Source organism: Rhodococcus sp. G-MC3 (assembly GCF_030063335.1).
In the GTDB taxonomy this organism is placed as follows: Bacteria; Actinomycetota; Actinomycetes; order Mycobacteriales; family Mycobacteriaceae; genus Rhodococcoides.
Genome location: NZ_JASISW010000003.1, coordinates 285,007 through 309,515, shown reverse-complemented (window position 1 = coordinate 309,515; position 24,509 = coordinate 285,007). Strand labels below are relative to the sequence as shown.

Below are 24,509 nucleotides of genomic sequence, written 5' to 3'. Positions count from 1 at the left end.
TCGGATGTCGACGGCCGTCTGGATCGTGACCACAACGGTTCTCGCGGTCATCGCAGTTGTTCTCGCCGTGCTGTTGCTGGGCGCGCGCGGTGAACTCGCTGATCGCGACTCCACCGCCGCTGATAGTGCACACGCCGAACAGGTCGCTAGCGACTACGCGGTCGGTGCCGCCACGGTCAATTACCAGAAGTTCCCCGACTGGGTCGCAGCACTCAGGACCAACACCACCCCTGCACTCGGCAACAAATTCGACGCAACGGCACCGAAACTCCAGGAGATCCTCACACCTTTGCAATGGACCTCGACGGCCAGCCCCATCGCCGCGAAAGTGATGTCCGAAGACAATGGCGTGTACAAGGTAAACGTCTTCGTCACCGTTACCTCCACCAACGCCCAGAACCCCGAGGGTACCCAGACGACCGTCACCTACAACGTGACGGTCGATCGCAATGTGGGCTGGAAGATCAGCGATGTCGGCGGCGTCGACGGAGCACTCCCGATCAAATAGCCGCCACTCCCGAAAGGACCAAAATGACGACACCACAGCCGAATCCACTTCTCACCGAATTGCGTGGCCCGCGCGGAGTCCTCGAAAAACTGACGGCCGACGAGTCGCAGCACCTGCTCGATTTGCTGCTGCGAAGCAAGGAAGTGGAGAAGCGGCGTCTCGACGCGGCGATCGACGTAGGCCTCGGAGTGCTACCCCGACTGTTGCGGATTCCCGCCAAGAAGATTCTTTTCGGAAAGTGAGCCGACGATGACCGATGTTGCGACCAGAGCTCAGGTGTCGTTGCTTGCCCACCTGCTCGGTACAGAAACCGACACCCTGGCGGACCTCGAGCGGCTCGGCGCCGAGGGCGTGAAGGCGTTGCGTAAATTTATGTCCGATGAGATCTACGATCACCTCGCGCCGACTTTCGCCCGGGTGAGCAAGCTCGCGCCGTTGGTACCCAACGCTGTCGTGGTCTCGATCGCCCTCAAGGCAGTACCACCCGAGGTTGCCGGACGTGCGGGAGGAGCCGTCGGACGCGACCACAAGGATCGAGCGACGGCGATTCTCTCGGGTCTCACTGCCGACTATCTCGCCGACGCTGCACCCTACGTCGACCCTCGCCTCATCCCCCACTTCGTACCCGCCATCGATGCAAGTGCCTTGATCCCGGCCGCGAAGGAACTTCTGCGCCGCGGCGACTACCTCACAGCGTCGCTGTTCGTCGAATTCGCGGACGAGCAGTTGATCCATGAATTCGAGAACGCCATCGACGATGACGAAGGAATATTGCGTACCGCTGCGCTGGTGTCATCGACCGATCAGCTCAACCAGATAATGCGAGTAGCCTCACCAGCTCGACGGTCTCGGATGATCATGGCGGCCGCTGCGAGTGGCGGCCAATCCTTCGCCGCGGCATTGTCCCTGTTGTCACGCCTCGACCCCGAGTTCAGCGTGCCCCTGGGCGCTGAGATGTTCGGTTCAGCGGATGCAGACCGCACCGCGGAGCTGATTCGAAACGCGGTGGTGGCCTGTGCCGCGGCAGAGCTGCTCGATGCCATAGACAACCTCGGCGACGACCACCTCCAGCGTGTCGTCGCCACCAACGTGTTCGCCGACGAACCGATCAGACGTGCAGCGGAATCGGCGGCCGATACCGACAGGCGCCGACGTGCCCTACTCCGCGTGGAGACCGTTTCCAGAATCCGCATCGGATAGGTTGTCCACGCGGACGGTTGACGCCGCTACAGCATCTGAGGTTTATCGTGACGGTCAGTAGGACCCAATAGCGTCTGGGCGGAGCAAGCTCGTGAACGAACGAATATCCAAAGTGCGGGTCACTCGCGGAACGAATCTCGGCCGACTCGCCGCTGGCCAGGCCGTCAAAACCGCGGGCACGCGGCTGTCGATGATCGGTCGCTCTGATCACGCCAGAGCTGTCCTCGCTGAGCGGTCGACAATGCGATCGGCCGAGCAGTTGGTCACGGTGTTGGGGAATATGAAGGGTGTGGCCATGAAGCTCGGCCAGATGCTCTCCATGCTCGATGTCGATCTCATTGCCGAGCCATATCGTGAGCCGTTTCGCGAAAAGCTTTCCGCCCTGCGCGATCAAGCGCCAGAAGTCCCGTTTCCGATAATGCGCAAGGTAATCGAGGCGGACATCGGACCGCTGTCGAAGGCGTTTGTCGACTTCGATACTGTGCCGATTGCCGCGGCGTCGATCGGCCAGGTCTACCGAGCGACCATTCGCGACGGTCGCCAAGTCGCCGTCAAGATTCAATATCCCGACATCGACAAAGCAGTCAAGGCTGACGTGCAGAACTTGGCCCTGTTCGGCAAACTCATGAGACCGTTGTGGCCCACACTGGGCGACAACGCAATTTTCGATGAGATTGCACGCAATCTCGAGACCGAACTCGACTATCTACGCGAAGCGCGCACGCAGCATTCCCTGGCGCGCCAATATTCGGGCCATCCGTTCATATCGATTCCCGACAGCATTCTCGACCTGTGCACACCCCACGTTCTGGTCACCGAGTTCGTCGACGGCGCTCCCTTCGAACAGATGCGCGCGCTCCCCAGCGCTGAGCGTGACCGACTGGGCGAGGTGATCTACCGCTTCTACATCGGATCGATGTTCTCCAACAACGAATTCTGCGGCGACCCACATCCCGGCAATATTTTGCTAGCTCCCGACGGAAAAGTCAGTTTCATCGACTTCGGCCTGTACAACCGAATGGACTCGGTCAACGTCGATTTCGAACGGAACTTACTCCGCTCGTCAGCAGAACAACGTGCAGATGACTTGTACGAATTGTGCGTCGGCCGCGGCGTAATCGATCCCGCGTCGCAAACCTCTGCGCAGGACTTTATCGACTATGTGTATGCGGTTGCAGGGTGGCATCTGGTGGACGAAGAGATCACGATCACCTCTGAAATAGCGACGAGCGCGCTGGTCCTTGCGATCGATCCGCGAAGTTCGCAGTTCGGCGGAATTTCACATCAGCAGCTGCCACCGGAGCATGTATTCTCCAGGCGCGCCGATTTTCTGACTCTTGGTGTGCTGGGCCAACTGTCAGCGACTAATAATTGGCACCGGATCGCCCGCGAATGGCTCTACGGCGAGCCACCCACGACGGAGATCGGCCGCGCCATAGCGCAATGGCAGAAGTCGACTGTTCCACAGCGACCGCGGTTCACTACATCTGCCGAATGAATTCGCGAGACCCGCGGCCGAGTTGCACCCACTGGGATAAGTCGGATGTAGCAGAATTGGTACCGATAATCCCGTAGCTGAATCTCGACGAGACCGGTCAGTCCCCACGTCTGCTACTTGTTCCTTTCGCCTACTCCATCTGCTCGCGGATATGTGATGGTGCCGTGGAAGCCGGGCGGGACGATGGCCCGCGAGGGCAAGCGTGCCTATCGCCGTGGAAAGGGGTTACCGACGTGGCGGCTGGTCCGCTACTGCGATGGCTTCGTCGTGCTGGTCCACGGGACCAAAGACGATACGTGAATAGGTCGGCGAAGTTCTCGCGCCGATGAATCTTCGGCTCTCTCCGGAGAAAACAAGGGTGCGGCACCTCCGCGAATGGGCACCTACGTCAGACGTACCAATGCACCGCGCGGAGCCAGTCATAGATTCGGCCGACGATCCGATTATGACGTGCTCGATAGTTCTCGATTGTCGCTGGCGAAGTATGCAGCCGTGCTGCTAGCGGGCGTACCAGGGTGTCGTGAATCATCATGTGGGTCTCCTCGATTCGGTTGATCCCCACCTCGAGTCTTTCGTGGAGCGGATCAATCGGTTGCCACAGCCGCGGGATCGGGGCGGGCAAGCGTCCAATTCGATTGGTCAGTCGTGACCTAAAGGCTGGCTGGGGCATCGGGGGTCCTGTCGATGGAATTTGATACCGCGCCCGGGGACTTCCGGAGCGGTGTTGGCATGCGATAGGCGGCAGGGGGCCGCATTACTACCTCAGGGGCAGCGGCCGTCTGCGATATTCCTTGCCATCTCAATGCGCATAGTTATACTATTCGAATAGTAGAACTATGCAACTCTGAATCTCTCAGCGCCCGCTGAAGGTTGGGCTGGAGAGGCAAACAAAGGACGACGATGTTCTCGAAACGGATCAAAGAAACCCATCGAGCTCGGGCCGTAGTCACCGGCGCGGGAGGTGGGATCGGCCGCGAGATCGCCGTCGAACTCGGCCGCCGCGGCAGCGACGTCGTCTGCGCCGACATCGACCTCGACGGCGCCGAAAACACCGCTGCCGCGATCCGGGCGCTCGGGCGCACCGCGCGCGCGGTGCGGTGCGATGTCGCCGACCGCAGTCAACTCGAACTTCTCGCTAAGAACGCTGAAGAGATGCTCGGCGGCGCCGTCACTTTGCTGGTTAACAACGCTGGTGTCGGAATCGGTGGACAACGCATCGGCGAGATCGGCCAGACCGATTGGGAATGGGCGCTCGGAATCAATCTCTGGGGCATGATCAACGGCTGCGAACTCTTTCTGCCGCAGATCACGCGAGCCGGTCACGGTGGGATCATCAATGTTTCCTCGGCCGCCGCATTCGCTGCAGCCCCGACCATGGCTCCTTACAATGTCGGCAAAGCTGGCGTGCTGGCCTTGTCGGAAACCCTCGCCGCCGAATTGGCCGGCACACCGCTCTCGGTCACCGTCCTGTGCCCGACCGGTGTCAAAACGAACATCGTCGCCAATGCCCGAGCGACCGACGGTGAGCGCAACCTGGGCCAGCTGGCGCTTCGTCTGATCGGGATGAGCCCCGAACGGGTCGCCCGGAGAGTGCTGGACGGATTCGACGCCGGGCGGCTTTACGTGGTGCCCAACCCCGACGCGAAACTGGTGTGGGCAGCCAAACGACACTTTCCCCGCACTTATCTCGCGGGAGCCGGAGTCCTCCAGCGGCTGATGCCACACGCCAGCAGCCTGGCCGCGCGGGTCACGAACCGCGGGACGGTAAGCAAATGAATACTCTCGGCACAGAGACGCCGACTCCTCGGAGCTGGGTGGACGAACCGCGAACCGAGTTCCTCGGAGCAGCGAACTGGTGGAGTCTGCTCACGAACCATGTGTTGAGTGTGATCGTGCGACCCGTCATTACGGTGGCGGCCTGGTTGGGCGGCATTCTGCTCGATAAAGCGCCGTCGGTATTTTCCCGCCTTCCGCTGCACTGGACCGACTACGCGGCGATCGCGGTGGTTCCGCTGCGAGGTACGACAGTCCGGGCCGATCGACTGCCGCACTGTAAAGCGGAATGGGTTACCGCCCCTGGTGTCGCCCCGGATGCGCCGGTGGTGATCTACTACCACGGCGGTGCGTGGGCGGTATGTGGCTTGCGAACGCATCGGCGCCTAGTCAGCCGCATCTCCGCGGCAGCAGGCGTGCGGGTGTTCAACGTCGACTACCGGATGCTGCCCAGATACACGATGGACGATGCCATCGCCGACGCGGTCGACGGTTACCGGCATGTACTCGACCTCGGGGTCTCCCCCTCCTCGATCGTGCTGGCCGGCGATTCGGCCGGGGGCTACCTCGCGATGATGGTCGGGATCAAGGCGAAGGAACTTGGCCTTCCGGTACCTGGTGGGCACGCCCTGCTCGCCGGAATGTACGAACTGACCTCGGCACCGAAGTTGGCTCTCTTGGAAGTGACGCGGGACGTGTTGTTCGGCCCGAACGTCGGCAAGTTCGTGGAGCGGTTTCTCACTAGCAACGGTGCCGTGGACGTTGTGTCGGTGACAGATTGCGATCTCACCGGTCTCGGCCGGGTCCTGATCCAGGTCGGTTCCCACGAAATGCTGCGTCACGACGCGGAACTGCTGGCCACCCGCCTCGACGAGGCTGGGGTGCAGCGTTGGCTGCAGATCTGGGACCGGGCTCCGCACGTGTTCCAAGCCGGCGCGGACCTGCTCCCGGACGCGAGGCGCGCCATCGAGAATATCGGCTCATTCATTGCCTGGGTCACCGAGCAGTCGCCGTACGACTCACACGGTGACGTCACCGAGCAGGCCGTGGGTTAGCGGGGTCGGCGGTTGACGCGAGTGAACGTCCAGCGCACAACGTCGAGAGCGCGTCGAGCGTGCTTCGACAACAGTGAACGCGCACGAAAGCCCTGCCCGTTCACCTGTAATCGCAAAGGAGCACCATGACCACCTGCGACACTCGGGAAGCTCTCGACCCACAGCGTATTTGCCCCGATTCCGAGGCACCGGTCATCGGTGCCGGACCCATCGCGGGCGTATCGGGATCGGACCGCCGACGATCATGACAAAGCCGAACCCGAAACTGGTCGTCGTCATCGGCGCCAACAATCCCGTGGGTCGGGCGATTGCACTGCGCTATGCCAGGATTGGCGCCACTGTCATCGCGGCCGCAACCAGCGCTCGAGATCCTCGTACCAGCGCCCAAATGGACACCGAGCCGGTTCACACCCAGGATGTCGACGTCGCTGACCCCAGCGCGGTGGCGGCGTTCGCGGCCCGGGTGCACACCGAGCATGGGGTACCCGATCTTGTCGTCACTTGCGCCACGGTTCAGTTGACAGGTCGGTTCGTCGATCACACCACCTCGGACTGGGAGCAACTGTTCCGAATCAATATTCTGGGGGTAATCGAGTGCTGCAAAGTCTTCGCCGAGCAGATGGTGAACGACCAGAACCGTGGACAGATCGTGAATGTCGTGTCGTCCGGCGCTTACGTGCCGATCCCGCTCAGCACACCGTTTTCGGCGAGTATGTCCGCCGTCCTGATCGCCTCAGAATGCCTTCGAGCGGAGCTATCGCCGCATCGCATCGGAGTAACCGCAGTCTGCCCAGGCTTCGCCAACACAACCTTCGACACATCGATCAGCAACCTCGACCATGGGACTGCAGACTTTTATTCGACCGAACCCGACGCGGTGGCGGCTACGGTCGTCCACGCCGCGAAGGCCAACCCGGCAATTGCGTTCGCGGATAGTCAAGCGCGAAACGATTATTGGCAATCGCTGCGGTCACCCGCGGCGACGCGGCGTCGGGTTGCCCGACACAATGGGTACGGGCACGACTCCAAACCGGCACAGCGTGGCAAAGATCGACGGTTGGTGTTCATCACCGGCGCTGGCAGTGGGATCGGGCGCGCGGCCGCCTTGAGATTCGCCGCCGAGGGCGCGGCGGTGATTGTGACCGACATCGATCCCACCACAGCCCAGCAGACTGTCGAATTGATTCGTGCTCGGGGTGGCACCGCATTCCCCTATGTGCTCGATGTGTCCGACGCCGCGGCGTTCGAATCACTCGCTGCCCAGGTTCGAGACGTCCACGGAGTCCCCGATGTCGTCGTCAACAACGCCGGAATGGGTTACGGAGGAACGGTTCTCGAGCATTCCTATCGTGATTGGGAGCGCATGCTCGGCGTGCACTTGATGGGTGTCGTGTATGGCAGCACATTCTTCGCCGCGCAGATGATCGACCGCGGCGAGGGCGGGCACATCGTGAACACCGCCTCGGTCGCGGCCTTCGGCGCACTGCCGCTGGCATCGTCGTATTGTGCCGCCAAGAACGCGATCAAGATCGTCAGCGACGGACTCCGTATGGAACTGGCGCCCCACGGAATTGGTGTCAGCACCATGTGTTACGGCCTGATCAACACCAACCTCGTGACCGACGCTGTGCTGCTGAACACCGACCCATATCTGAGCACTACCGCCAGATCCATTGGGACGCGGGTGATGCGAATGCTTGGATGCGACCCCGACGTCGCTGCCCGAGCCATCATCAGAGCTGCGGACCGTGACTTGGCCGTCGTCCCGGTCCGTCCCGAAGCCTGGGTCAGCTACGGTCTCAGTCGGCTGTTCCCTGGCCCCAGCCGTCGGCTGCTCGGACTCGCGACCCGGAGAAACGTCGACCGCCTCGAGCGGGCTCTTCCAGATCGTCTGCTGCGCACTCCCGCCGCGCCAGCGCAACCCTCGCGACGACGGAGTCCGTGATGACCCACACGTCCATGTGCTGTAGGCCAATCGCCTCCCACGACGATGGCGGTTCCGTGACCTCCGCAGCACTGTCGCGACTCGAACACGCGAACAACGATCGGCAACACCAGAGCAGCAGGGCCGTATTGCTATCCATACCGATATCGAAGGAGCCATCAACGATGATGTTTCGTCCGCGCTACGAGCGCGCACACGCCGGAATCGGCAAGTCATGAGCGTATGTGTGATTACCGGAGCCGGTAGCGGAATAGGCCGAGCGACCGCGCTCAGATTCGCGCGCAAGGGTGCCACCGTGGTGGTGTCCGACATTGACGACAAGTCGGGCGCAGAAACGGTCAGGTTAATCGAAGCTGCGGGCGGGCGGGCTGTGTTTCGTCACCTCGATGTCACCGACGCTGCGGCGTGGGACGACTTCGCGGAATGGCTGTGCGACGAGTGGGGCGTGCCGGACGTACTCGTGAACAATGCAGGCATTCTGATATCGGGGGGTTTCCTCGAGCAGACCGGCGATGACTGGCGACGCATGATTGCGACCAACATGATGAGCCCGATGCTAGGTTCGCGTGTCTTCGTGCAGCGTATGGTCGACGCCGGTGTACGGGGGCACATTGTCAATGTGTGCTCGGTCGGCGCCTTCGCGCCGACCCCGTTGGCGCCGTCCTACGTTACGGCGAAGGCGGGCGCCTGGTTCGGCACCCAGGCGCTGCGAGCAGAGTTCGGGAGCAGCGGAATCGGTGTCAGCGCCGTCTGCCCCGGTCTGATCAACACCGAGCTATCCGCGAACAGCACCCGCGGCGGGGCGGACGAACACGACAACGCCGATTGGGCGAACAAGCTCAGCCGGGGCCAACACATCTTCGGCCGCTCGCCGGACAAAGTCGCTGCAGCAATCGAGCGTGCGGTCCGCTGGAACTTTGCCACCGTCCCGGTCGGCATCGAAGCATGGGTGGGCTGGTATCTGTACCGGCTCTCCCCCGGCCTGTCGCGAGCCCTGATAGGGATAGTCGCAATGCCGTTGGCCGACAAAGTCGTCGGTCTTTCCGACAAAGCACTGGGAGGACGACGATGAAAACGGTGATAGTGACCGGCGGTGCGGCCGGGATCGGGCGCGAAACCGCACGCCTGTTCGCCGCCAAAGGTGACCGGGTTGTCATCGCAGACCGCGACATCTCCGGAGCCGAGGCGACGGCGGCGGACATCACAACTGCAGGCGGCCAAGCACATGCGTTTCAGCTCGATGTTGCCGACGAGCAGCAGTGGGAAAATTTCGCCAAGTGGGTTCATAACGAGTTCGGCGCCCCGGAGGTACTGATCAACAACGCCGGCATCATGGACCTCGGCGGGTTCGTGGAGATGAGCGCAGCGCAGTGGCAGCGCACTATTGACATCGACGTGATGAGCGTTATCTACGGATCACGTGTGTTTGCCCGGCAGATGATCGATGCGGGTGTCCGGGGACACATCGTCAACCTGTCGTCCGGTGCGGCGTACACGCCGATGGAGATGGTGCCCGCCTACGGTGTCGCCAAGGCCGCTGTATTGATGGCATCCCAAGCCTTGCGCGTGGAATTGCGTTCGCACGGAATCGGGGTCACCGCGATCTGTCCCGGTGCAATCCGAACCGATTTGCTGGCACACGGTGAACGCGCCGGTCTCAGCGACGAAGAACAGGCTGTGTGGCGCGGTGATGTCGCAAAAGTGCAGTCCTATGCGATCGCGGGACCGGAGAAAGTTGCTCGCGTAATCGAACGATCCGTGCGCCGCAACTGGGCAATCGTTCCGGTCAACCCGGAATCCTGGTTCGGGTTCATTGCGTTCCGGGTCTCCCCCAGCTTGCTGCGCGCAGCACTCTCGGTGATCTCCTTCGATCGCGCCGAGGGCGCGCTGAACCGCGCCCGTCCACTTCTTGCCCGCTTCGAGAAATGAGTGCTCACATGAGTTCCACCAACGGCTCAACTGCTCAACCGACCTACGAGGTTCTCGTCATCGGCGCCGGCTTCAGCGGTATCGGCTCCGGCGTCGCACTGCACAAGGTCGGCGTGGAAAATTTTCTGATCATCGACAAGTGGGACACGGTCGGCGGTACCTGGAACGCAAACACCTACCCTGGTGTGGCGGTGGACGTTCCCTCACCAATTTACAACTTCTCCTTCCAACCACGCTCGACGTGGTCCCGGTTCTTCGCGCCGGGAAGCGAAGTTCAGCGCTACGCCGAGGAAGTCGTCGACAAGCAAGGCCTTCGGGGCAAACTACGGCTGGGTTGCGGTGCGAAGAAAGCTGTTTTCGACGACGCTCACCACATGTGGCGGATCACGACCGACGCGGGAGACGAACTGACCGCCCGCTATGTCATCAACGCAGTGGGCATCCTCGAGCAGCCTAAACTGCCCTCGATCGACGGTATCGAAGACTTCACCGGCAAGATGATGCATACGGCTCGTTGGGACCACGACTATGACTATCGGGGCAAACGCGTAGCCGTAATCGGCACCGGGGCGACTGCCCTGCAAGCAATTCCGAAGCTGGCCGAACAGGTAGAGCAGCTGACGGTGTATCAGCGGACCGCGATCTGGGTGGCACCGAAACCCGACTTCGCGATGGGCAAGGGCTGGAACCGGATGCTCGACATTCCGCCGGTTCAGCAGGGTGTGCGGCTGATCGGCAACCTCGTGGTGAACGCATTCCTGGGACTCGGCTTCGCACTATCGGACCATCCGCGGGCCGCCTCGGCGCTGCTGGGTACCGGCGAGCAGCTCATCAAGGGATATTTGTTCACCCAGGTCCGCGATCGAAACCTGCGCCGCAAACTGATCCCGAACTACCGGCTGGGCTGCAAACGTCCTTCTATTTCCAACGTGTACTTCAAGACCTTTACCGAGCCCCAGGTCGACCTGGTGACCACACCGATCGCGAAGTTCACCGAGAGTGGCATCGTGACAGCGGACGGTGAACAGCGCGACTTCGACATGGTGGTCAGCGCGACCGGATTCAAGGTCATGGGCAAGGGTTCGACACCCCCATACCCCGTGTACGGCACGGACGGCATCGAGTTGGGACAGTTCTGGGACGAGGACGGCTACCAGTCCTACGAAGGGGTGTCGGTTCCCCGCTACCCGAACATGTTTCACATCATCGGGCCTTACAGTTACGCACCCGGTTCGGTCATACCTTTGATAGAGGCGACATCGGCCCACGCCGCCCGCGTAATCGCCGAGTCGCGTCGACGCGGCGCCACGCGCGCCGAGATCCGGCAAGAACCACACGACGAATATTTCCACCGGATGTTGGCGCGCAACAACAACACCTACCTGTTCGACGTGGGTTGCACGGACTCCAGCACCTATTACATCGACTATCAGGGCAATGCCGCCGGGCTGCGGGCGACCACCCAGTTCAACATGAGCTGGACCAACCGGCATTTCCCGCTCGACCACTACCGCTACACACGCTCGAGCCAGACGGACCGCGCCGCAGTGCTGGCGGACCGCGTCACGGGATCGGATCGTGACAACCGGGATCAGGCTTCCCCGCATTTGGCCGAATATGCGGTAATCGAATCCGATCAACCGTCTTCCAACTGATCTAGCCACGACTCGGGAAGCTGAATTCATATGACCTCAACAGAGCAGAAACCACGCTACGAGGTGGCAGTCATCGGGGCGGGCCCCGGCGGCATCGCGGCAGGGGCGAAACTTCGCAAGGCCGGGATCGACGACTTCATCATCCTCGAGCGCGCCGACGATGTCGGCGGCAGCTGGCACGAAAATCATTACCCCGGACTGGGCGTAGATGTGCCTGCCCTCGCGTACCAGTACTCCTTCGCGCGCAACGCCAACTGGAGCCGCTTCTTCCCCCGCGGCGCCGAGGTCAAGCAATATCACGTCGACGTCGCCCAACGGTTCGGGCTGTATCCCCAGATCCGCTTCGGCAGCAACGTCGAACGCGAGGAATGGAACGACACCGGCCGATTCTGGACGTTGCACCTCGACGACGGTTCGACGATCACGGCCCGGTTCCTGATCAGTGCGGTCGGCGCCTTCGTTCGCCCGAAGGAAGACGTCGGCATCATGGGCGCGAACACGTTCAAAGGCAAAGTTCTTCGACCGAGTTCATGGGACCACGACTACGACCTGCGCGGCAAGACAGTTGGCATCATCGGCACCGGAGCCAGTGCCGTGCAGATCATCCCCACCATCGCTCCCGACGTCGGTGCGCTGACCGTCTTCCAACGCACCCCGGTCTGGTCACTGCCTAAGCCGGACTTCGCCGTTCCGCGGGCACTGCAGCGCACGTTCGCGATACCCGGGGTCCAGCCGGCGTTGCACGGGGCAGTTCTCGTTGCAGTGGATCTGTTCTTCCGTGCAATAATCGCGCCGCCCGCACGATTGGTCCATCCGGCCATGGACAAATTCGACACGGTCGCCATCAATGCCTATCGGCGCTATATCAGGCGGGTCGTCACTGATCCGGCTACAGCGGAAAAGCTCACACCGAACTTCGGCCCCGTAGCCAAACGCCCCACCATTTCCACCGGCTACCTCAAGGCATACAACCGAGACAACGTCGCGTTGATCACCGATCCGATCGACAAGATCACTCCCACCGGCGTGAAAACCCGCGAAGGTGTCCTGTACAAGCTGGACGCGTTGATCCTCGCCACCGGATACGAAGTCTTCTCCGATCCCGAAACCTACCGCCCCGACACGGTTCTCGGCCGCGACGGATTCGACCTGGCCAAGTTCTACAACGAAGAAGGCCTGCAGGCCTACGAGAGTGTGTCGGTATACGGGCTGCCCAACCGCTGGACCCTGTGCGGGCCGTATTCGTGGACTGGATCCGGCTGGCATTCCTTCGTCGAAATGACCGCCGACCACGCGATCCGGGCCATCACAGAGACACGCCGTCGCGGCGCCGACGTCTGCGAAATCCGCAAGGAAGCCGCCACCGCATATCACGAAAAGATCTACCGCCAAGGCGAATCCCAACGCTACTACCTCGCTGAACTCAACGGCCATGTCCCGACCTATTACCGCAACTCCCAAGGCGACACCACGTATCTACGGCCATCGGGATTCTTCGAGGCCAGCCGGGGGCACCGCAAGTTCCCACTCGATGACTATCGGTACGAGGGCGCGCACCAGAAGGTCGAGCCGGAAACAGCTTCTGTATCCGCCTGAAGATATCGCGCACATCGGTACTGGTAAACGGGGGTGACAACCCGATCGAGCGGCTCAACAAGGAAATCAAATGATGCGCCGATGTCGTGGAGATATTCCCCAACCCGGCGGCTTTCCTGCGGTTGACGACGGCGGTGGTGATCACTGCGAAGGATCGGTGCCCGGGCCCGCCGACACGAGCGCCGATCCAATTTACACCATGCGCGCACATAGTTGCGCGCACCGCGCCGCAACCCGAAAGGCCCTAATGAACATTCGACAAGACCTCGCCGCATCGCTAAGGATCGCAACCCCGGGGAAACAGATGTATCACGACGCGCACTACCTGTCTGCGACGATGCAGATCGAAGACCCGACGACGATGCGCCGTTACCTGCCGTCCGGAGTCACGTTGGCCAAGCAGATGCAAGCCGACCTGTTTGTCGCGTACTTCCCACACAACCCGTTCCACCCCGGCTATCTCGAAGCAGGACTATTCGTACACGTCAAGGCAGGTTTTCGCAACGGCGGGATCCACTGCCCGTGGATGATCGTCGACAACGACACCGCCCTGATCCTCGGCCGAGAAGGCGCCGGATACCCAAAAAAGCTAGGACAGATCGGCTGGGACCACACTGGTGACACAATCTCGGCCAGTGCCGAACGTCGCGGCACGACACTCATCGATGTGACCGCCCACATCGGCGACCGTATCGACAACCCGCCGCCGTTCCTCGGCCGCCCGCACCGCAACGTCATCGGGCTACTCGGCATCCCCCTCCCGATGTTGCTCGCGTTCACGCCGAATGAACGACCCATCGCCGTGCACGACGTCCAATTCGACCTCAAAGTCGGTGGCTCCGAAAGCGACCCACTCGACCAGATGGGGCTCGGCGATGTCGTTCATGCTCGGTTGCACCGCGTCGATATCACAGCTCCGCTCTTGCCACCGCTGCCTATCCGCCCGATCGCACCGCTGTTCCTTGCCCGCCACCTCGGGCTGAGAGCCCTCTGATGGCGCCAACAGCTTGACTCGGAACAACTTAGCGACGCACATTGCCCTTCTCGCGGCGTCACCAACCCATCCCAGATCGCAGAACAGCGAAGAGCGAACATCTCACCAACATTGACCGAGCGCCCTCTCAGGAGCTGCCCGCTTCGCAGCTCCTGAGTCGGCAGGTGCGCTGACACTCCCCGTCGGCGGAGTAGTTCTTCGTCAATATTTTTGTGATTTCGATTGAGCATTGGTCGTGGAAGTCGCGCCGTCGTCTCCAATATTTCATTGGTCCCCTTCAGTTCTCGACTCTCGGTCCCCAGTTGTCGAATGCCTGCCACCTCGTCGGAGGTGACATCAGGACGGTGGCCGGCGTCGACCTGAGCACGTCAGACCTCGTTCAGGAGGGTCAGGGTCAACCTGGCTCAAAGCCTGTCTGCAAAGAAATCGGCGAAATGTCGGCCCCGAGGTGTCTCCTTCAGACAAGCCGGTGCGGTTCACGTTCCAGCAGCTGCAGCAACACCCACAAAACACTTGACGTACCTCCGCAATCTGCATAGCGTAATTATTTGTACGAGGACGAGTCTCCGAGGGCAACGGGAGTGTGTGATGAAGCTGGGACGGCGAGTGGCATCGGCCGAGAGTGCGGTTGTGATTGCGACCGGAGGTGCGCGCGGGATCAGTGTTGGCACCGAAAAACTTCTCGTCACGCGTTGGGCACCTGTGTGGAACGCTGATGTCGACCCCACAGTTGCCGGAGAGGCTGCGGGTGCGATACCGCGAGCCCGAGCAAGGCATCTGGACGTGATGGACCCGCAACCTTGTCGATCCCTTACAGACGAGGTGCCTGCAGCGCTACAGACCGAGCTGGTCTCCGCCGCCGCGTTACGCGGGTCACTACCGACGGCCGAACTCGACGATATAGCGCGCCCAAGAACCTTCACCACGCTGCGAATTGGGGGAGGACGAACCGCGGTTCGCTGTTGGGTGGCGCCTACGTGGGATGTGACTGTCGCACGTGGCCCCGAATTCGCACAGACCGCCGCTCGCACCATGATCGACGACCGCGTATTGACGTCTATTGATTTGGCCGGTCGCCGCGACTACCTCGACCGGACCGATCGACACGCGCGCGATCGTTCGGTGTCCTCGAGGTCAGGCCAGGTAAGCCAATGACGAAGTACGCGGTGGCGATCGGGTGTGGGGGAACAATCGGCGCGGCCTGGTGTGCCGCGGTACTCCATTCTCTCGCCGAACAGACCGGTATCGACCCCCGCGAGGCAGACGTGTTGCAAGGCACTTCTGGAGGTGCCGAGATGGTGACGATGCTCGCGGGCGGTGTCGGTGTGCAGGAACTCGTCGACATGCACCGCGGGGTCGCACGCGATGTGCGGTTACAAGCGCACATCGCAGCAACCCCTCGGAGCTATCCGCTTGTCCCAAGGCCAGGAATGCTGAACCCGCGCCTATTGTGGACGCACACCGGTCACGCGCGGGCAACAGGCCTCGCACCCATCGGCCGCAGCGACCCCACTTGGCTCCAAGACCTCGCAGACGCGTTCAGCGACAACGCTGGCCGGCTACCACACCCGAATACCCGAATGGTGGCTTTTGATTTTCTGGCGGGTGAGCGCGTGGCCTTCGGCGCCCCTGATGCGCCGTCCGCGACGGCTGGAGAGGCACTGCGCGCATCGTGGGCAGTACCCGGATGGATGCCACCCGTTGCGATCGGTGATCGCAGATTCGTCGACGGTGGTGTCGCATCCACCGCATCGGTCGACCTGATCAATGCGGCTGATGCCGACACGGTGTTCGTGATCGCCCCGATGGCATCGCCCGCCGGGTGTCGCGCCCCCGGAGTTGCCGGCGTCACCGAACAAGTTCTGTTGCGGCGCCCGATGAGTCGCGTGCTCGCGACCGAGATCGCAACTGCACGTAAACGCGGAATGCACGTCGTGCCGATCCTCGCCTCACGTGCTGACCTGGCAGGCCTCGGCGCAAACTTTATGAATCGTGGTCACCGTCGCGCCGCGTTCGAGGCAGCAATGATCAGTGCCCCAACGACGGTACGGAAAGCGCTGACGATCAGCGAGGATTCATAGTCCGGCGAAGCGAAGCGCCGCCGGCAGGTATTGGAAACGAGCGCTGTCACGCATTACATCAGGAGCTACGCCGGAGTGGGGCACAGCTTTTCCAATCAACTACCCCGATGGCGAGGCTCGCGCATGGGATCGGGTCGCAGCTTTCTTCCATACCCACCTGCGCGATTTTGCCCAGAACCCCCAAAGAGGAGACGATCAAGCATGGTAACAACTTCAGACCGGATCAGAGATTTGATCAGTCCGAACACACTCGTCGGCGACCAGTCAGGTGGCTACCTAGATTTGTTGCCCCCTTCGCCAGATAACCGCCCACGAGCCGCACAGTGGGCGATGAACAGCCCCCTGGTGGCAGCAATCTATGAGGGGCCCTGGCGACAGGGCGGTGCACTGCTGGCGACTGGGCTCACCAGGAATGCGGAATTGGATCGCGCCAGCACGGCGCTGCATCTGGCTGGCTCAGATCGCCTACTCGATGTAGCTTGCGGCCCAGGCAACTTCACGAAATTCCTGGGTGAGCAACTCGGCACCGAGGGGCTGGCGGTCGGTCTCGACTTCTCGACGCCTATGCTCGCAAAGGCAATTGCCGACAACTCAGGCGCACAGGTCGGGTATATCCGAGGCGATGCCCGATCCCTGCCGTTCGATGATGAATCCTTCGACGCGGCTTGCTGCTTCGCGGCGCTATATTTGGTACCCGAGCCGTTCGCGGTGGTGGACGAAATGATCAGGGTGCTCAAACCTGGTGGCCGATTCGCACTGATGACGAGCTGCTTCCGCGGACCTACGACCGTTCGTCGGATTTCCGGTGTGGCGGGAAGACTGATCGGACTTCGCGGATTCCACCGCGACGAGCTCACCTCCGTACTGTCGGACGCCGGATTCCACGACATCGAGCAAGAAGTCCGGGGCATGTCACAGTTCATCAGCGCACGCAAAAACATTCGGTAAGTCAACTGATCGAGCCTGCTGACACTGACGTGATCGCCGGTGACACTCCTGGAGGCCCACCACTGGCACGATGCTGAACTCGAGATGAAATCGACTGTAAAATTGTGGATGTCAACAAGTGAACATGCAGGTCGGGACGGCATGTTCACCGTGTTGGCGCCCGAGAGTGTGTCGGTATACGGGCTGCCCAACCACTGGACCCTATGCGGGCCGTATTCATGGACTGGATCCGGCTGGCATTCCTTCGTCGAAATGACCGCCGACCACGCGATCCGGGCCATCACAGAGACACGCCGTCGCGGCGCCGACGTCTGCGAAATCCGCAAGGAAGCCGCCACCGCGTATCACGAAAAGATTTATCGCCAAGGCGAATCCCAACGCTACTACCTCGCTGAACTCAACGGCCATGTCCCGACCTATTACCGCAACTCCCAAGGCGACACCACGTATCTACGGCCGTCGGGATTCTTCGAGGCCAGCCGGGGGCACCGCAAGTTCCCACTCGATGACTATCGGTACGAGGGCGCGCACCAGAAGGTCGAGCCGGAAACGGCTTCTGTATCCGCCTGAAGATATCGCGCACATCGGCAGTAACAGACACGTCCACTATTCATTCGCCGATATTCACAACGATGTGAAGGGCCAGCAATGACAACTCCCCCCTGCTTGTCAGCCGTCGCTCCGATACGTGACACCGTTGTCGCGGACCTGCCCCGCCGTGCGAGTCGTCGGCTGCGCATCGCCCACGCCGTGCTCCACGCGACCGTGCGGAAGGGCCTCGACGCAGCGGTATGGGGCGATCGCCACGACATGCTCAACCCACGGGTAGCGCTCGCGATCAGCACTCGGGTCGACCACCTGTTGTGGCCGTTGCGCCCGCGGCGGGGGACCCGACTGCGCACGGTCGACTTTCCGAAGTTCCGCGCGGAATGGGTGTGGGACCGAACGGTCGCCGATCCCAACAGCGAACAGCGCGCGGCGATCATCTACTTCCACGGCGGCGGACTCCTCGCATGCGGGTTGAACTCGCACCGCCGGTTGGTCGCGCGTATCGCCCGCACCGGCGGTGTTCCCCTATTGAACGTCGACTACCGGCAGATCCCCGCTGCCCACGTCACCGAGACACTCGAGGACTGCGTCGAGGCCTATAGGTATTTGTTGGACCAGGGATTCATGGCCGAACGGATCGTCGTGATGGGCGACTCGGCCGGGGGCGGGTTGTCGTTCTCATTGGCGATGGCCGCACGCGATCGTGGGTTGCCGATGCCGGGCGCGATCGTCGCGCTCTCGCCGTGGGCGAACTACGACTCGACGATTCGGCAGACACATCCGAACAACCGGACCGATGCGCTTGTCTCGGCCGATGGCTACGCGTTGCCCGCACAATGGGGTATCGCCATCGACGGCGAACTCGATCCGTCATGGTCGCCGGTCAACGGCAACTTCACCGGGCTCCCCCCGACGCTGATCCACGTGTCCTCGACCGAAGTCCTGCTGCCGGACGCCGAAACCCTGGCCGCTCGTTGCGCCGAAGCCGCTGTCCCGCTCACGCTTCAGATCTGGGATAACGCCTTTCACGTCTTCCAGGTTGCCGCCGATCTGCTTCCAGACGCCCGCGACGCGATCGCCGAGATCGGCGCATTCGTACAGCGAACACTCGACACCCCGATGCCCGCCGAGCGTGCCGCAGCGTTGCTGGACACACGCCGGTCCGAATCGATCGACGTCAGGGGTAACGGCTAGACTGTGTCATGGCACACACCGGAGGGATACGCCTTCCATTACGTTCTGCAACAGCCGATTCCATGTAGTCGTCCGCGAACGGGTCGAGCCTTTCGGTGACTACACGCGAGCCCAATTCAGCACACCTCAGGATCCTGGAGCCTGAACGCAGCTGGCTTCGCCAGGAATCCGCGCACGTCAAATACCACTCAAGAAAAGGATTGCAATGTCACTCGAATTCGGCGATCAAACGGTCATCGTCACGGGAGCAGGCGGCGGGTTGGGCCGGCAGTACGCGTTGGAATTTGCGCGCCGCGGTGCGGCTGTCGTCGTCAATGATGCCGGTGGCTCCGTTGCCGGCGCCGGCGGATCCGATGTACCAGCGAGCCGGGTGGTCGAGGAAATAGTGGCCAACGGTGGTCGGGCGGTGGCGTCGTTGGACAGCATCGCGACGCCCGAAGGCGGAGCAGCGGTCGTCGACGCCGCGATTGCGGCGTTCGGACGGGTCGACGTCGTCGTGCACAACGCGGGAATCCTGCGGGACAAGTCCCTGGTGAAACTGGACTGGGCAGATCTCGATGCGGTTCTCGATGTGCATTTGCGGGGCGCGTTCTACGTCAGCAAACCAGCCTTTATACACATGAAGGACAGCAAATACGGCCGGTTCGTGTTCACCTCTTCGAATGCCGGAGTGTTCGGCAACTTCGGTCAGTCGAATTATGGTGCGGCAAAGGCGGGCCTCGTCGGCTTATCGAACGTGCTCGCCATCGAGGGCGCCAAGTCGGGGATCACCAGCAACGTGATCATGCCCGTCGCACGCACCCGGATGACCGAGGACCTCCTGGGTCATTTCGCCGATCAGGTCGCGCCCGAATTGGTCACACCGATGGTGGTATTCCTCGCGAGCGCAGCATGCGAGCTGACGCACGAGTGTTTCTCCGCAGTTGGTGGTCGGTACGCACGGGTATTCACCGGACTCACGCAAGGGTGGTACGCGGGGAAGGGTGTTGTTCCCAGCGCCGAGGACATCCTGGTCCATCTCGACGAGATCGAGAACCGCGACGGCTACACGGTGCCATTGTCCACCGCCGACGAGCTCACGGCGCTGCTGCCGCTGCTCGCACAAGAATAGGAGCAAGGAAATGTATCGAGAACCGGAAGCACTCGAGTACCGGCAATTTCGCGAGACAGTCCGTGCCTTCGCCGAGAAGGAATGCGTGCCACACCACAAGCAGTGGGTGGCCGACGGAATCGTGCCCCGTGAGCTATGGAAGAAGGCCGGCTCCGCAGGCCTCTTGGCAACGGCGGCACCTGAGGAGTACGGCGGCGGGGGGCAAGACGATTTTCGATTCAATGCAATCATCAACGAAGAGTTGACGAAAGCGCGAGTCCACGGACCCGGATTCATCGTCCACAACGACTTGGTCCAGCCATACCTTCTGAAGTACTGCAATCACGAGCAGCGGGAGCGCTGGCTTCCGGGATTCTGTTCCGGAGAGACCATCACGGCGATCGCGATGAGCGAGCCCGGCGCGGGCAGCGATCTTCAGGGCATCACCACGAGGGCCGTTGCCGACGGACAGGATTACGTCGTCAACGGATCGAAAATTTTCATTACCAACGGAATCAACGCTGATCTGGTGATCGTCGTCGTCAAAACGGACTCTGGCGCGGGGGCAAACGGAACGAGCTTGCTCGTCCTCGAGCGAGGGATGCCGGGATTTGAACGCGGCCGCAGTCTGAACAAGATCGGCTTGAAAGCACAAGATACCGCGGAATTGTTCTTCCGCGACGTCCGCGTGCCGAAGACCAACCTACTCGGCGAAGAGAACCAGGGTTTCATATATCTGATGGAGGCGTTGCCCCAAGAGCGACTGGCTATTGCCGTCGTCGCGGTGGCAGCGATCGAACAGGCGTTGGCGGACACGATCACCTACTGCAAGGACCGCAAGGCGTTCGGTCGTTCAGTCGGATCATTTCAGAACACACGATTCGTGCTGGCGGAGCTGGCAACCGAGGCCACTATTGCGCGGACCTATATTGACCGGTGCGTCGAACTACTCACACAGAAACGGCTGACCGTTCCCGATGCAGCCAAAGCCAAGTGGTGGACCACGGAACTGCAGAAGAAGGTGATCGATGCCTGCGTTCAATTGCACGGTGGATACGGGTTGATGTCGGAATACGATGCGGCACAGGATTACATCAACACCCGGTTTCAAACCATTTACGGTGGCACCACCGAAATCATGAAGGAAATCGTGGGGCGCTCGCTTGATTTGTAACGCTCCACGTACCAGCCAAGTATTTGTTCTTTGCTGCCGCAAAACCGGTAGATCGTGCCTCGCTCAACCGCTGCATGTTGCGCCACCTTCGGTATGGTCGTCGCATCGAATCCGCGCGAGCTGAATTCGATATATGCCGCATCGGTGTTCACATTCACCTTCTCGGGTCTCGATTTTGCGTGCGGCCTCGTCTGACCGTGATTCGCCGTTCTGGCCGACTGTTGGTGTTGATTGTGGCGGATGGGTATGACAGGTCGGCCGGTGTCGCGTCGGGGGGCGGGCTGTCCGGGCCGGGGTCTTTCGTCTCGTTCGGTCAGGAATTCTGGGTTAGGTGACCGCGGCGCGGATCCGGGTCCAGGCGGTGGCAATCGCTTTCGCCCACCAGATCGGTTACTGCCATGATGATTTCGAGTCAGGCGGCGTTGGAATCGAAGCAGTGGAACGGAAGGTTACGCAGCCTGCTCGCTTTGGCTTGGCGGATCCGGTCCTCAACGCGGGCATGCTGGCGGTGGCGCAGTTCGAGTCCGGGGAGTTGACCGGCCACGACCCGGGCGGGGGTGTCGGTGATGAAGGCGGTGACGCGATGCCCGTCGGAGTCGGTGGAGCGTACTTGTGCACCGGGGTGCGCGCGTTCCTTACGCAGGACCATTCGGGTGCCCGGCCCGGTCAGGTCGGCGACCTCACGCAACTGACCTACCCCGGCGTCCGACACGACACCTCTACCGTCCGCGGAAACTGCCGGCCGAGAACGTGCTGCGACACTTTTCACCCTGAGAGTGCCTTCCTATTTGGAATCATGGACCGTTGAGAAGTCTCACTATTCCTTGCAGGCCAGGCACTTTCACCCATTCAAGGCATATGCCGCACCCAATTTCACGCAGAATTGAGGTTACCCGCGAGCGAACGGATGGTCCGTCACGGGTAGAAATAGGGTTGAGGGCAGCACCGAGCGGCCGAGGTCGTTAGCCCATCGTGGTGTGTAGGCGGTCCCCATGGTTGGTGGTCGATCAATGCGAGAGGTCGGCGACGAGGGCGTGTTCGGCCGGTCGGACCAGCAGTCGAAGAACGGGCCCGAATTCATCGGTGGTGGCGGGGTCCACGATCCGAGGGGCGACGAGTACGGCGGTGCGCCCCAGTCGTTGGATCGACGCACTCTGGTGATGCATAACGTTGCGAACCCAATCGGAGTGCGCGCCGTAGTGAAGAGCGACCACGATCCGGCCGCGGCTGCGCCACGCGAGGACCGGGGTCCGGTATTCCCGACCGGAAGTTCGTCCCTGGTGGATGATGATCGCCCAGGGTGGTATCAGCCACGCCCAGCTCTTCTGCACCCGGTTGTTGACGTACTTGTTGAACAGCGCGAGTCGGCGTGGGAGTTGCATGAGTCCTGCACTTTCGGTCAGAGGGTGTGAAGGTCGGCGCGACGGCAGCGGGCGAGCAAGGCGCCGACCACGAGCACGGTGAGATTGCGGGTCGTGGCGTCACGTAATCGGGTCATGGTTGCTGACTTTCTGGGTCGGGAACGATGAGGGATCTGTGGTGTCACATCTTGTCGCGGCGGTCGCTCCCGTCGGTCACGCATTACATATCTTCCCACAATCGCTGTTCACATGTAATGTGTCGGGCAATGTACATGTGACAGACAGTCACAATCACTCTGAGCCGGAGGCATTGCATGCCGGATACGCACGTAGTCGATAACCAGGTTCCGCCGTTCGTCGGACATAACACCGCGCAAAGCCCGGTGCTGCTCGAGGCGTTGCACCGGGAGGGCGGCGGCTGGGCCGAAGCGGAGGTGAGTGCACTCGGCGCGCTGGCAGGGTCCGAGGAGATGGTGGCGTGCGCGGTCGCGGCCGAACGAAACGCGCCGATTCTGCGCACCCACGACCAGTTCGGTCACCGGATCGATGAGGTGGAATACGCCCCCGAGTACCACCGGCTGATGAGTGTCGCCGTGGAGAGCGGATTGCACGGTGCACCCTGGGCCCAGGATCGGATCGGCGCACACGTGGCACGGGCAGCGAAGATGTCGGTCTGGTCTGTCGACGCCGGCCACTCGTGCCCGATCTCGATGACCTATGCGGTGGTACCGGCATTGCGGGCTGAGCCGGCCCTGGCGGCGATGTACGAGCCCCTGCTGACGAACCGGCACTACGACCCGAGCGTGGCGCCCGCACTGGCCAAACGAGGCCTCACCGCCGGAATGTCGATGACCGAGAAGCAGGGCGGATCGGATGTACGGGCGGGAACGAGCGTCGCCACTCCGAATGCGGACGGTTCCTACTCGTTGACCGGACACAAGTGGTTCACCTCGGCACCGATGTGCGACCTGTTCCTGGTACTCGCCCAGGCCCCCGGAGGGCTGACATGTTTCTTGCTGCCGAAGATCCTGCCCGACGGCACCCGCAACCGGATGCATCTGCAAAGACTCAAGGACAAACTCGGCAACAAGTCCAACGCATCCTCGGAGGTAGAGTACGACGGCGCACAGGTGTGGCAGGTCGGGCCGGAGGGCCGCGGAGTACGCACCATCATCGAGATGGTCAACCTCACCCGGCTGGATTGCACACTGAACGCGGCGACCATGATGCGCAGCGGTGTGGCCGCTGCCATGCATCACATCACCCACCGCAAGGCGTTCGGCGAGTATCTGATCGATCAACCGTTGATGCGCAACGTGATCGCCGACCTCGCCGTGGAAGCCGAAGCATCCACGATCGTGGCGATGCGGATGGCCGGCGCAACCGACCGAGCCACCCGCGGCGACGAATCCGAGGCGCTGCTACGACGAATCGGGCTGGCAGCCGGCAAGTACTGGGTGTGTAAAGGGGTGCCGCGGCATGCTGCCGAGGCGATGGAATGCCTCGGCGGAAACGGCTACATCGAAGACTTCGGAATGGCCCGGCTGTACCGCGAGGCACCATTAGGCGGCATCTGGGAAGGAACGGGCAATGTGTCCGCGCTCGACACCCTGCGCGCGATGGCCACCAAGCCCGAAACTGTCCCAGTACTCTTCGATGAACTCGACCTCGCCCGCGGCATGGACACCCGGTTCGACACCCATGTTGCCGCGTTGAAGAACAGCCTCGGCGACTACGACGCCATCGAGCATCGGGCCCGCAGCATCGCCGAAAACATCACCGTGGCATTGCAAGCCGCGTTGTTGCTGCGCCACGGACACCCCGCAGTGACCGAGGTGTTCTGCGCCACCCGACTCGATGGCCGCTGGGGCAACGCCTACGGCACCCTGCCCACCGGACTCGATCTCGGACCGGTCATCGAACGCGCCGCTGTCAAACTGTCCTGAAGGGACCACTACC

22 protein-coding genes and 3 pseudogenes are annotated in these 24,509 nt (G+C 61.9%); 22 read left to right on the top strand and 3 right to left on the bottom strand.

Annotated features, from left to right (window positions below; genetic code table 11):
- Positions 1-25 precede the first annotated feature (25 nt).
- From QMK17_RS04895 to QMK17_RS04795, 21 genes and pseudogenes are all read left to right on the top strand, one after another.
- Positions 26-508 carry a hypothetical protein gene (locus QMK17_RS04895; RefSeq protein ID WP_283507305.1) on the top strand — a complete coding sequence of 161 codons (483 nt, stop codon included), beginning with the start codon at positions 26-28 and terminating at the stop codon, positions 506-508.
- Between the two features lie 23 nt (positions 509-531).
- Complete coding sequence (locus QMK17_RS04890; protein ID WP_283507304.1) at positions 532-750, top strand: hypothetical protein; 219 nt, start codon at positions 532-534, stop codon at positions 748-750.
- 7 nt (positions 751-757) lie between these two features.
- On the top strand, positions 758-1,708 hold the full coding sequence (locus tag QMK17_RS04885) for a hypothetical protein (RefSeq protein ID WP_283507303.1): 951 nt from the start codon (positions 758-760) through the stop codon (positions 1,706-1,708).
- Between the two features lie 91 nt (positions 1,709-1,799).
- Positions 1,800-3,206 carry an ABC1 kinase family protein gene (locus tag QMK17_RS04880; protein WP_283507302.1) on the top strand — a complete coding sequence of 469 codons (1,407 nt, stop codon included), beginning with the start codon at positions 1,800-1,802 and terminating at the stop codon, positions 3,204-3,206.
- A 900-nt stretch (positions 3,207-4,106) separates the two neighbouring features.
- On the top strand, positions 4,107-4,982 hold the full coding sequence (locus QMK17_RS04875) for an SDR family NAD(P)-dependent oxidoreductase (RefSeq protein ID WP_283507301.1): 876 nt from the start codon (positions 4,107-4,109) through the stop codon (positions 4,980-4,982).
- A gap of 38 nt (positions 4,983-5,020) precedes the next feature.
- A complete protein-coding gene (locus tag QMK17_RS04870; protein ID WP_283507300.1) occupies positions 5,021-6,034 on the top strand; it encodes an alpha/beta hydrolase in 1,014 nt (337 codons plus the stop codon).
- 125 nt (positions 6,035-6,159) lie between these two features.
- Complete coding sequence (locus QMK17_RS04865; RefSeq protein ID WP_283507299.1) at positions 6,160-6,282, top strand: hypothetical protein; 123 nt, start codon at positions 6,160-6,162, stop codon at positions 6,280-6,282.
- Positions 6,279-7,979, top strand: a complete 1,701-nt coding sequence (locus QMK17_RS04860) for an SDR family NAD(P)-dependent oxidoreductase (RefSeq protein WP_283507298.1) — start codon at positions 6,279-6,281, stop codon at positions 7,977-7,979. The genes QMK17_RS04865 and QMK17_RS04860 overlap by 4 nt, the downstream gene beginning before the upstream one ends.
- 214 nt (positions 7,980-8,193) lie before the next feature.
- Complete coding sequence (locus QMK17_RS04855) at positions 8,194-9,051, top strand: SDR family NAD(P)-dependent oxidoreductase (protein WP_283507297.1); 858 nt, start codon at positions 8,194-8,196, stop codon at positions 9,049-9,051.
- Positions 9,048-9,908 (top strand): SDR family NAD(P)-dependent oxidoreductase, encoded by an 861-nt coding sequence (locus QMK17_RS04850; RefSeq protein WP_283507296.1) that lies wholly within the window; start codon positions 9,048-9,050, stop codon positions 9,906-9,908. The genes QMK17_RS04855 and QMK17_RS04850 overlap by 4 nt, the downstream gene beginning before the upstream one ends.
- A gap of 8 nt (positions 9,909-9,916) precedes the next feature.
- Positions 9,917-11,563, top strand: coding sequence for a flavin-containing monooxygenase (locus tag QMK17_RS04845; protein WP_283507295.1), 1,647 nt, complete (start codon positions 9,917-9,919; stop codon positions 11,561-11,563).
- Positions 11,564-11,593: 30 nt separating this feature from the next.
- Positions 11,594-13,159, top strand: a complete 1,566-nt coding sequence (locus tag QMK17_RS04840) for a flavin-containing monooxygenase (RefSeq protein ID WP_283507294.1) — start codon at positions 11,594-11,596, stop codon at positions 13,157-13,159.
- 35 nt (positions 13,160-13,194) lie between these two features.
- Positions 13,195-13,314 (top strand): annotated as a pseudogene (locus tag QMK17_RS04835) (transposase); the annotation flags it as partial.
- Between the two features lie 92 nt (positions 13,315-13,406).
- A complete protein-coding gene (locus QMK17_RS04830; RefSeq protein WP_283507293.1) occupies positions 13,407-14,153 on the top strand; it encodes an acetoacetate decarboxylase family protein in 747 nt (248 codons plus the stop codon).
- Between the two features lie 588 nt (positions 14,154-14,741).
- Positions 14,742-15,308: a hypothetical protein gene (locus QMK17_RS04825; protein WP_283507292.1), complete on the top strand. Its 567-nt coding sequence runs from the start codon at positions 14,742-14,744 to the stop codon at positions 15,306-15,308.
- Positions 15,305-16,234, top strand: a complete 930-nt coding sequence (locus tag QMK17_RS04820; protein WP_283507291.1) for a patatin-like phospholipase family protein — start codon at positions 15,305-15,307, stop codon at positions 16,232-16,234. Before QMK17_RS04825 ends, QMK17_RS04820 begins: the two co-directional genes overlap by 4 nt.
- A 330-nt stretch (positions 16,235-16,564) precedes the next feature.
- Positions 16,565-17,182 (top strand): class I SAM-dependent methyltransferase, encoded by a 618-nt coding sequence (locus tag QMK17_RS04815; protein WP_283507290.1) that lies wholly within the window; start codon positions 16,565-16,567, stop codon positions 17,180-17,182.
- Between the two features lie 156 nt (positions 17,183-17,338).
- A pseudogene (locus QMK17_RS04810) lies at positions 17,339-17,752 on the top strand (NAD(P)/FAD-dependent oxidoreductase); the annotation flags it as partial.
- 78 nt (positions 17,753-17,830) lie between these two features.
- On the top strand, positions 17,831-18,925 hold the full coding sequence (locus QMK17_RS04805) for an alpha/beta hydrolase (RefSeq protein WP_283507289.1): 1,095 nt from the start codon (positions 17,831-17,833) through the stop codon (positions 18,923-18,925).
- A 205-nt stretch (positions 18,926-19,130) separates the two neighbouring features.
- Complete coding sequence (locus tag QMK17_RS04800) at positions 19,131-20,036, top strand: SDR family NAD(P)-dependent oxidoreductase (protein ID WP_283507288.1); 906 nt, start codon at positions 19,131-19,133, stop codon at positions 20,034-20,036.
- Positions 20,037-20,046: 10 nt separating this feature from the next.
- A complete protein-coding gene (locus QMK17_RS04795) occupies positions 20,047-21,189 on the top strand; it encodes an acyl-CoA dehydrogenase family protein (RefSeq protein WP_283507287.1) in 1,143 nt (380 codons plus the stop codon).
- Here QMK17_RS04795 and QMK17_RS26450 read toward each other — a convergent pair.
- The 3 genes and pseudogenes from QMK17_RS26450 to QMK17_RS04785 all read right to left on the bottom strand — a co-directional run bounded on the left by QMK17_RS26450 (position 21,132) and on the right by QMK17_RS04785 (position 22,571).
- On the bottom strand, positions 21,132-21,341 hold the full coding sequence (locus QMK17_RS26450) for a helix-turn-helix domain-containing protein (RefSeq protein WP_442972688.1): 210 nt from the start codon (positions 21,339-21,341) through the stop codon (positions 21,132-21,134). The genes QMK17_RS04795 and QMK17_RS26450 overlap by 58 nt on opposite strands.
- Positions 21,342-21,604: 263 nt before the next feature.
- Positions 21,605-21,931 (bottom strand): annotated as a pseudogene (locus QMK17_RS04790) (IS1380 family transposase); the annotation flags it as partial.
- Between the two features lie 265 nt (positions 21,932-22,196).
- On the bottom strand, positions 22,197-22,571 hold the full coding sequence (locus QMK17_RS04785; RefSeq protein WP_283507286.1) for a nitroreductase family deazaflavin-dependent oxidoreductase: 375 nt from the start codon (positions 22,569-22,571) through the stop codon (positions 22,197-22,199).
- A gap of 293 nt (positions 22,572-22,864) precedes the next feature.
- Between QMK17_RS04785 and QMK17_RS04780 the strand changes: the two genes are divergently transcribed.
- On the top strand, positions 22,865-24,496 hold the full coding sequence (locus QMK17_RS04780; protein ID WP_283507285.1) for an acyl-CoA dehydrogenase family protein: 1,632 nt from the start codon (positions 22,865-22,867) through the stop codon (positions 24,494-24,496).
- Positions 24,497-24,509: the final 13 nt, after the last annotated feature.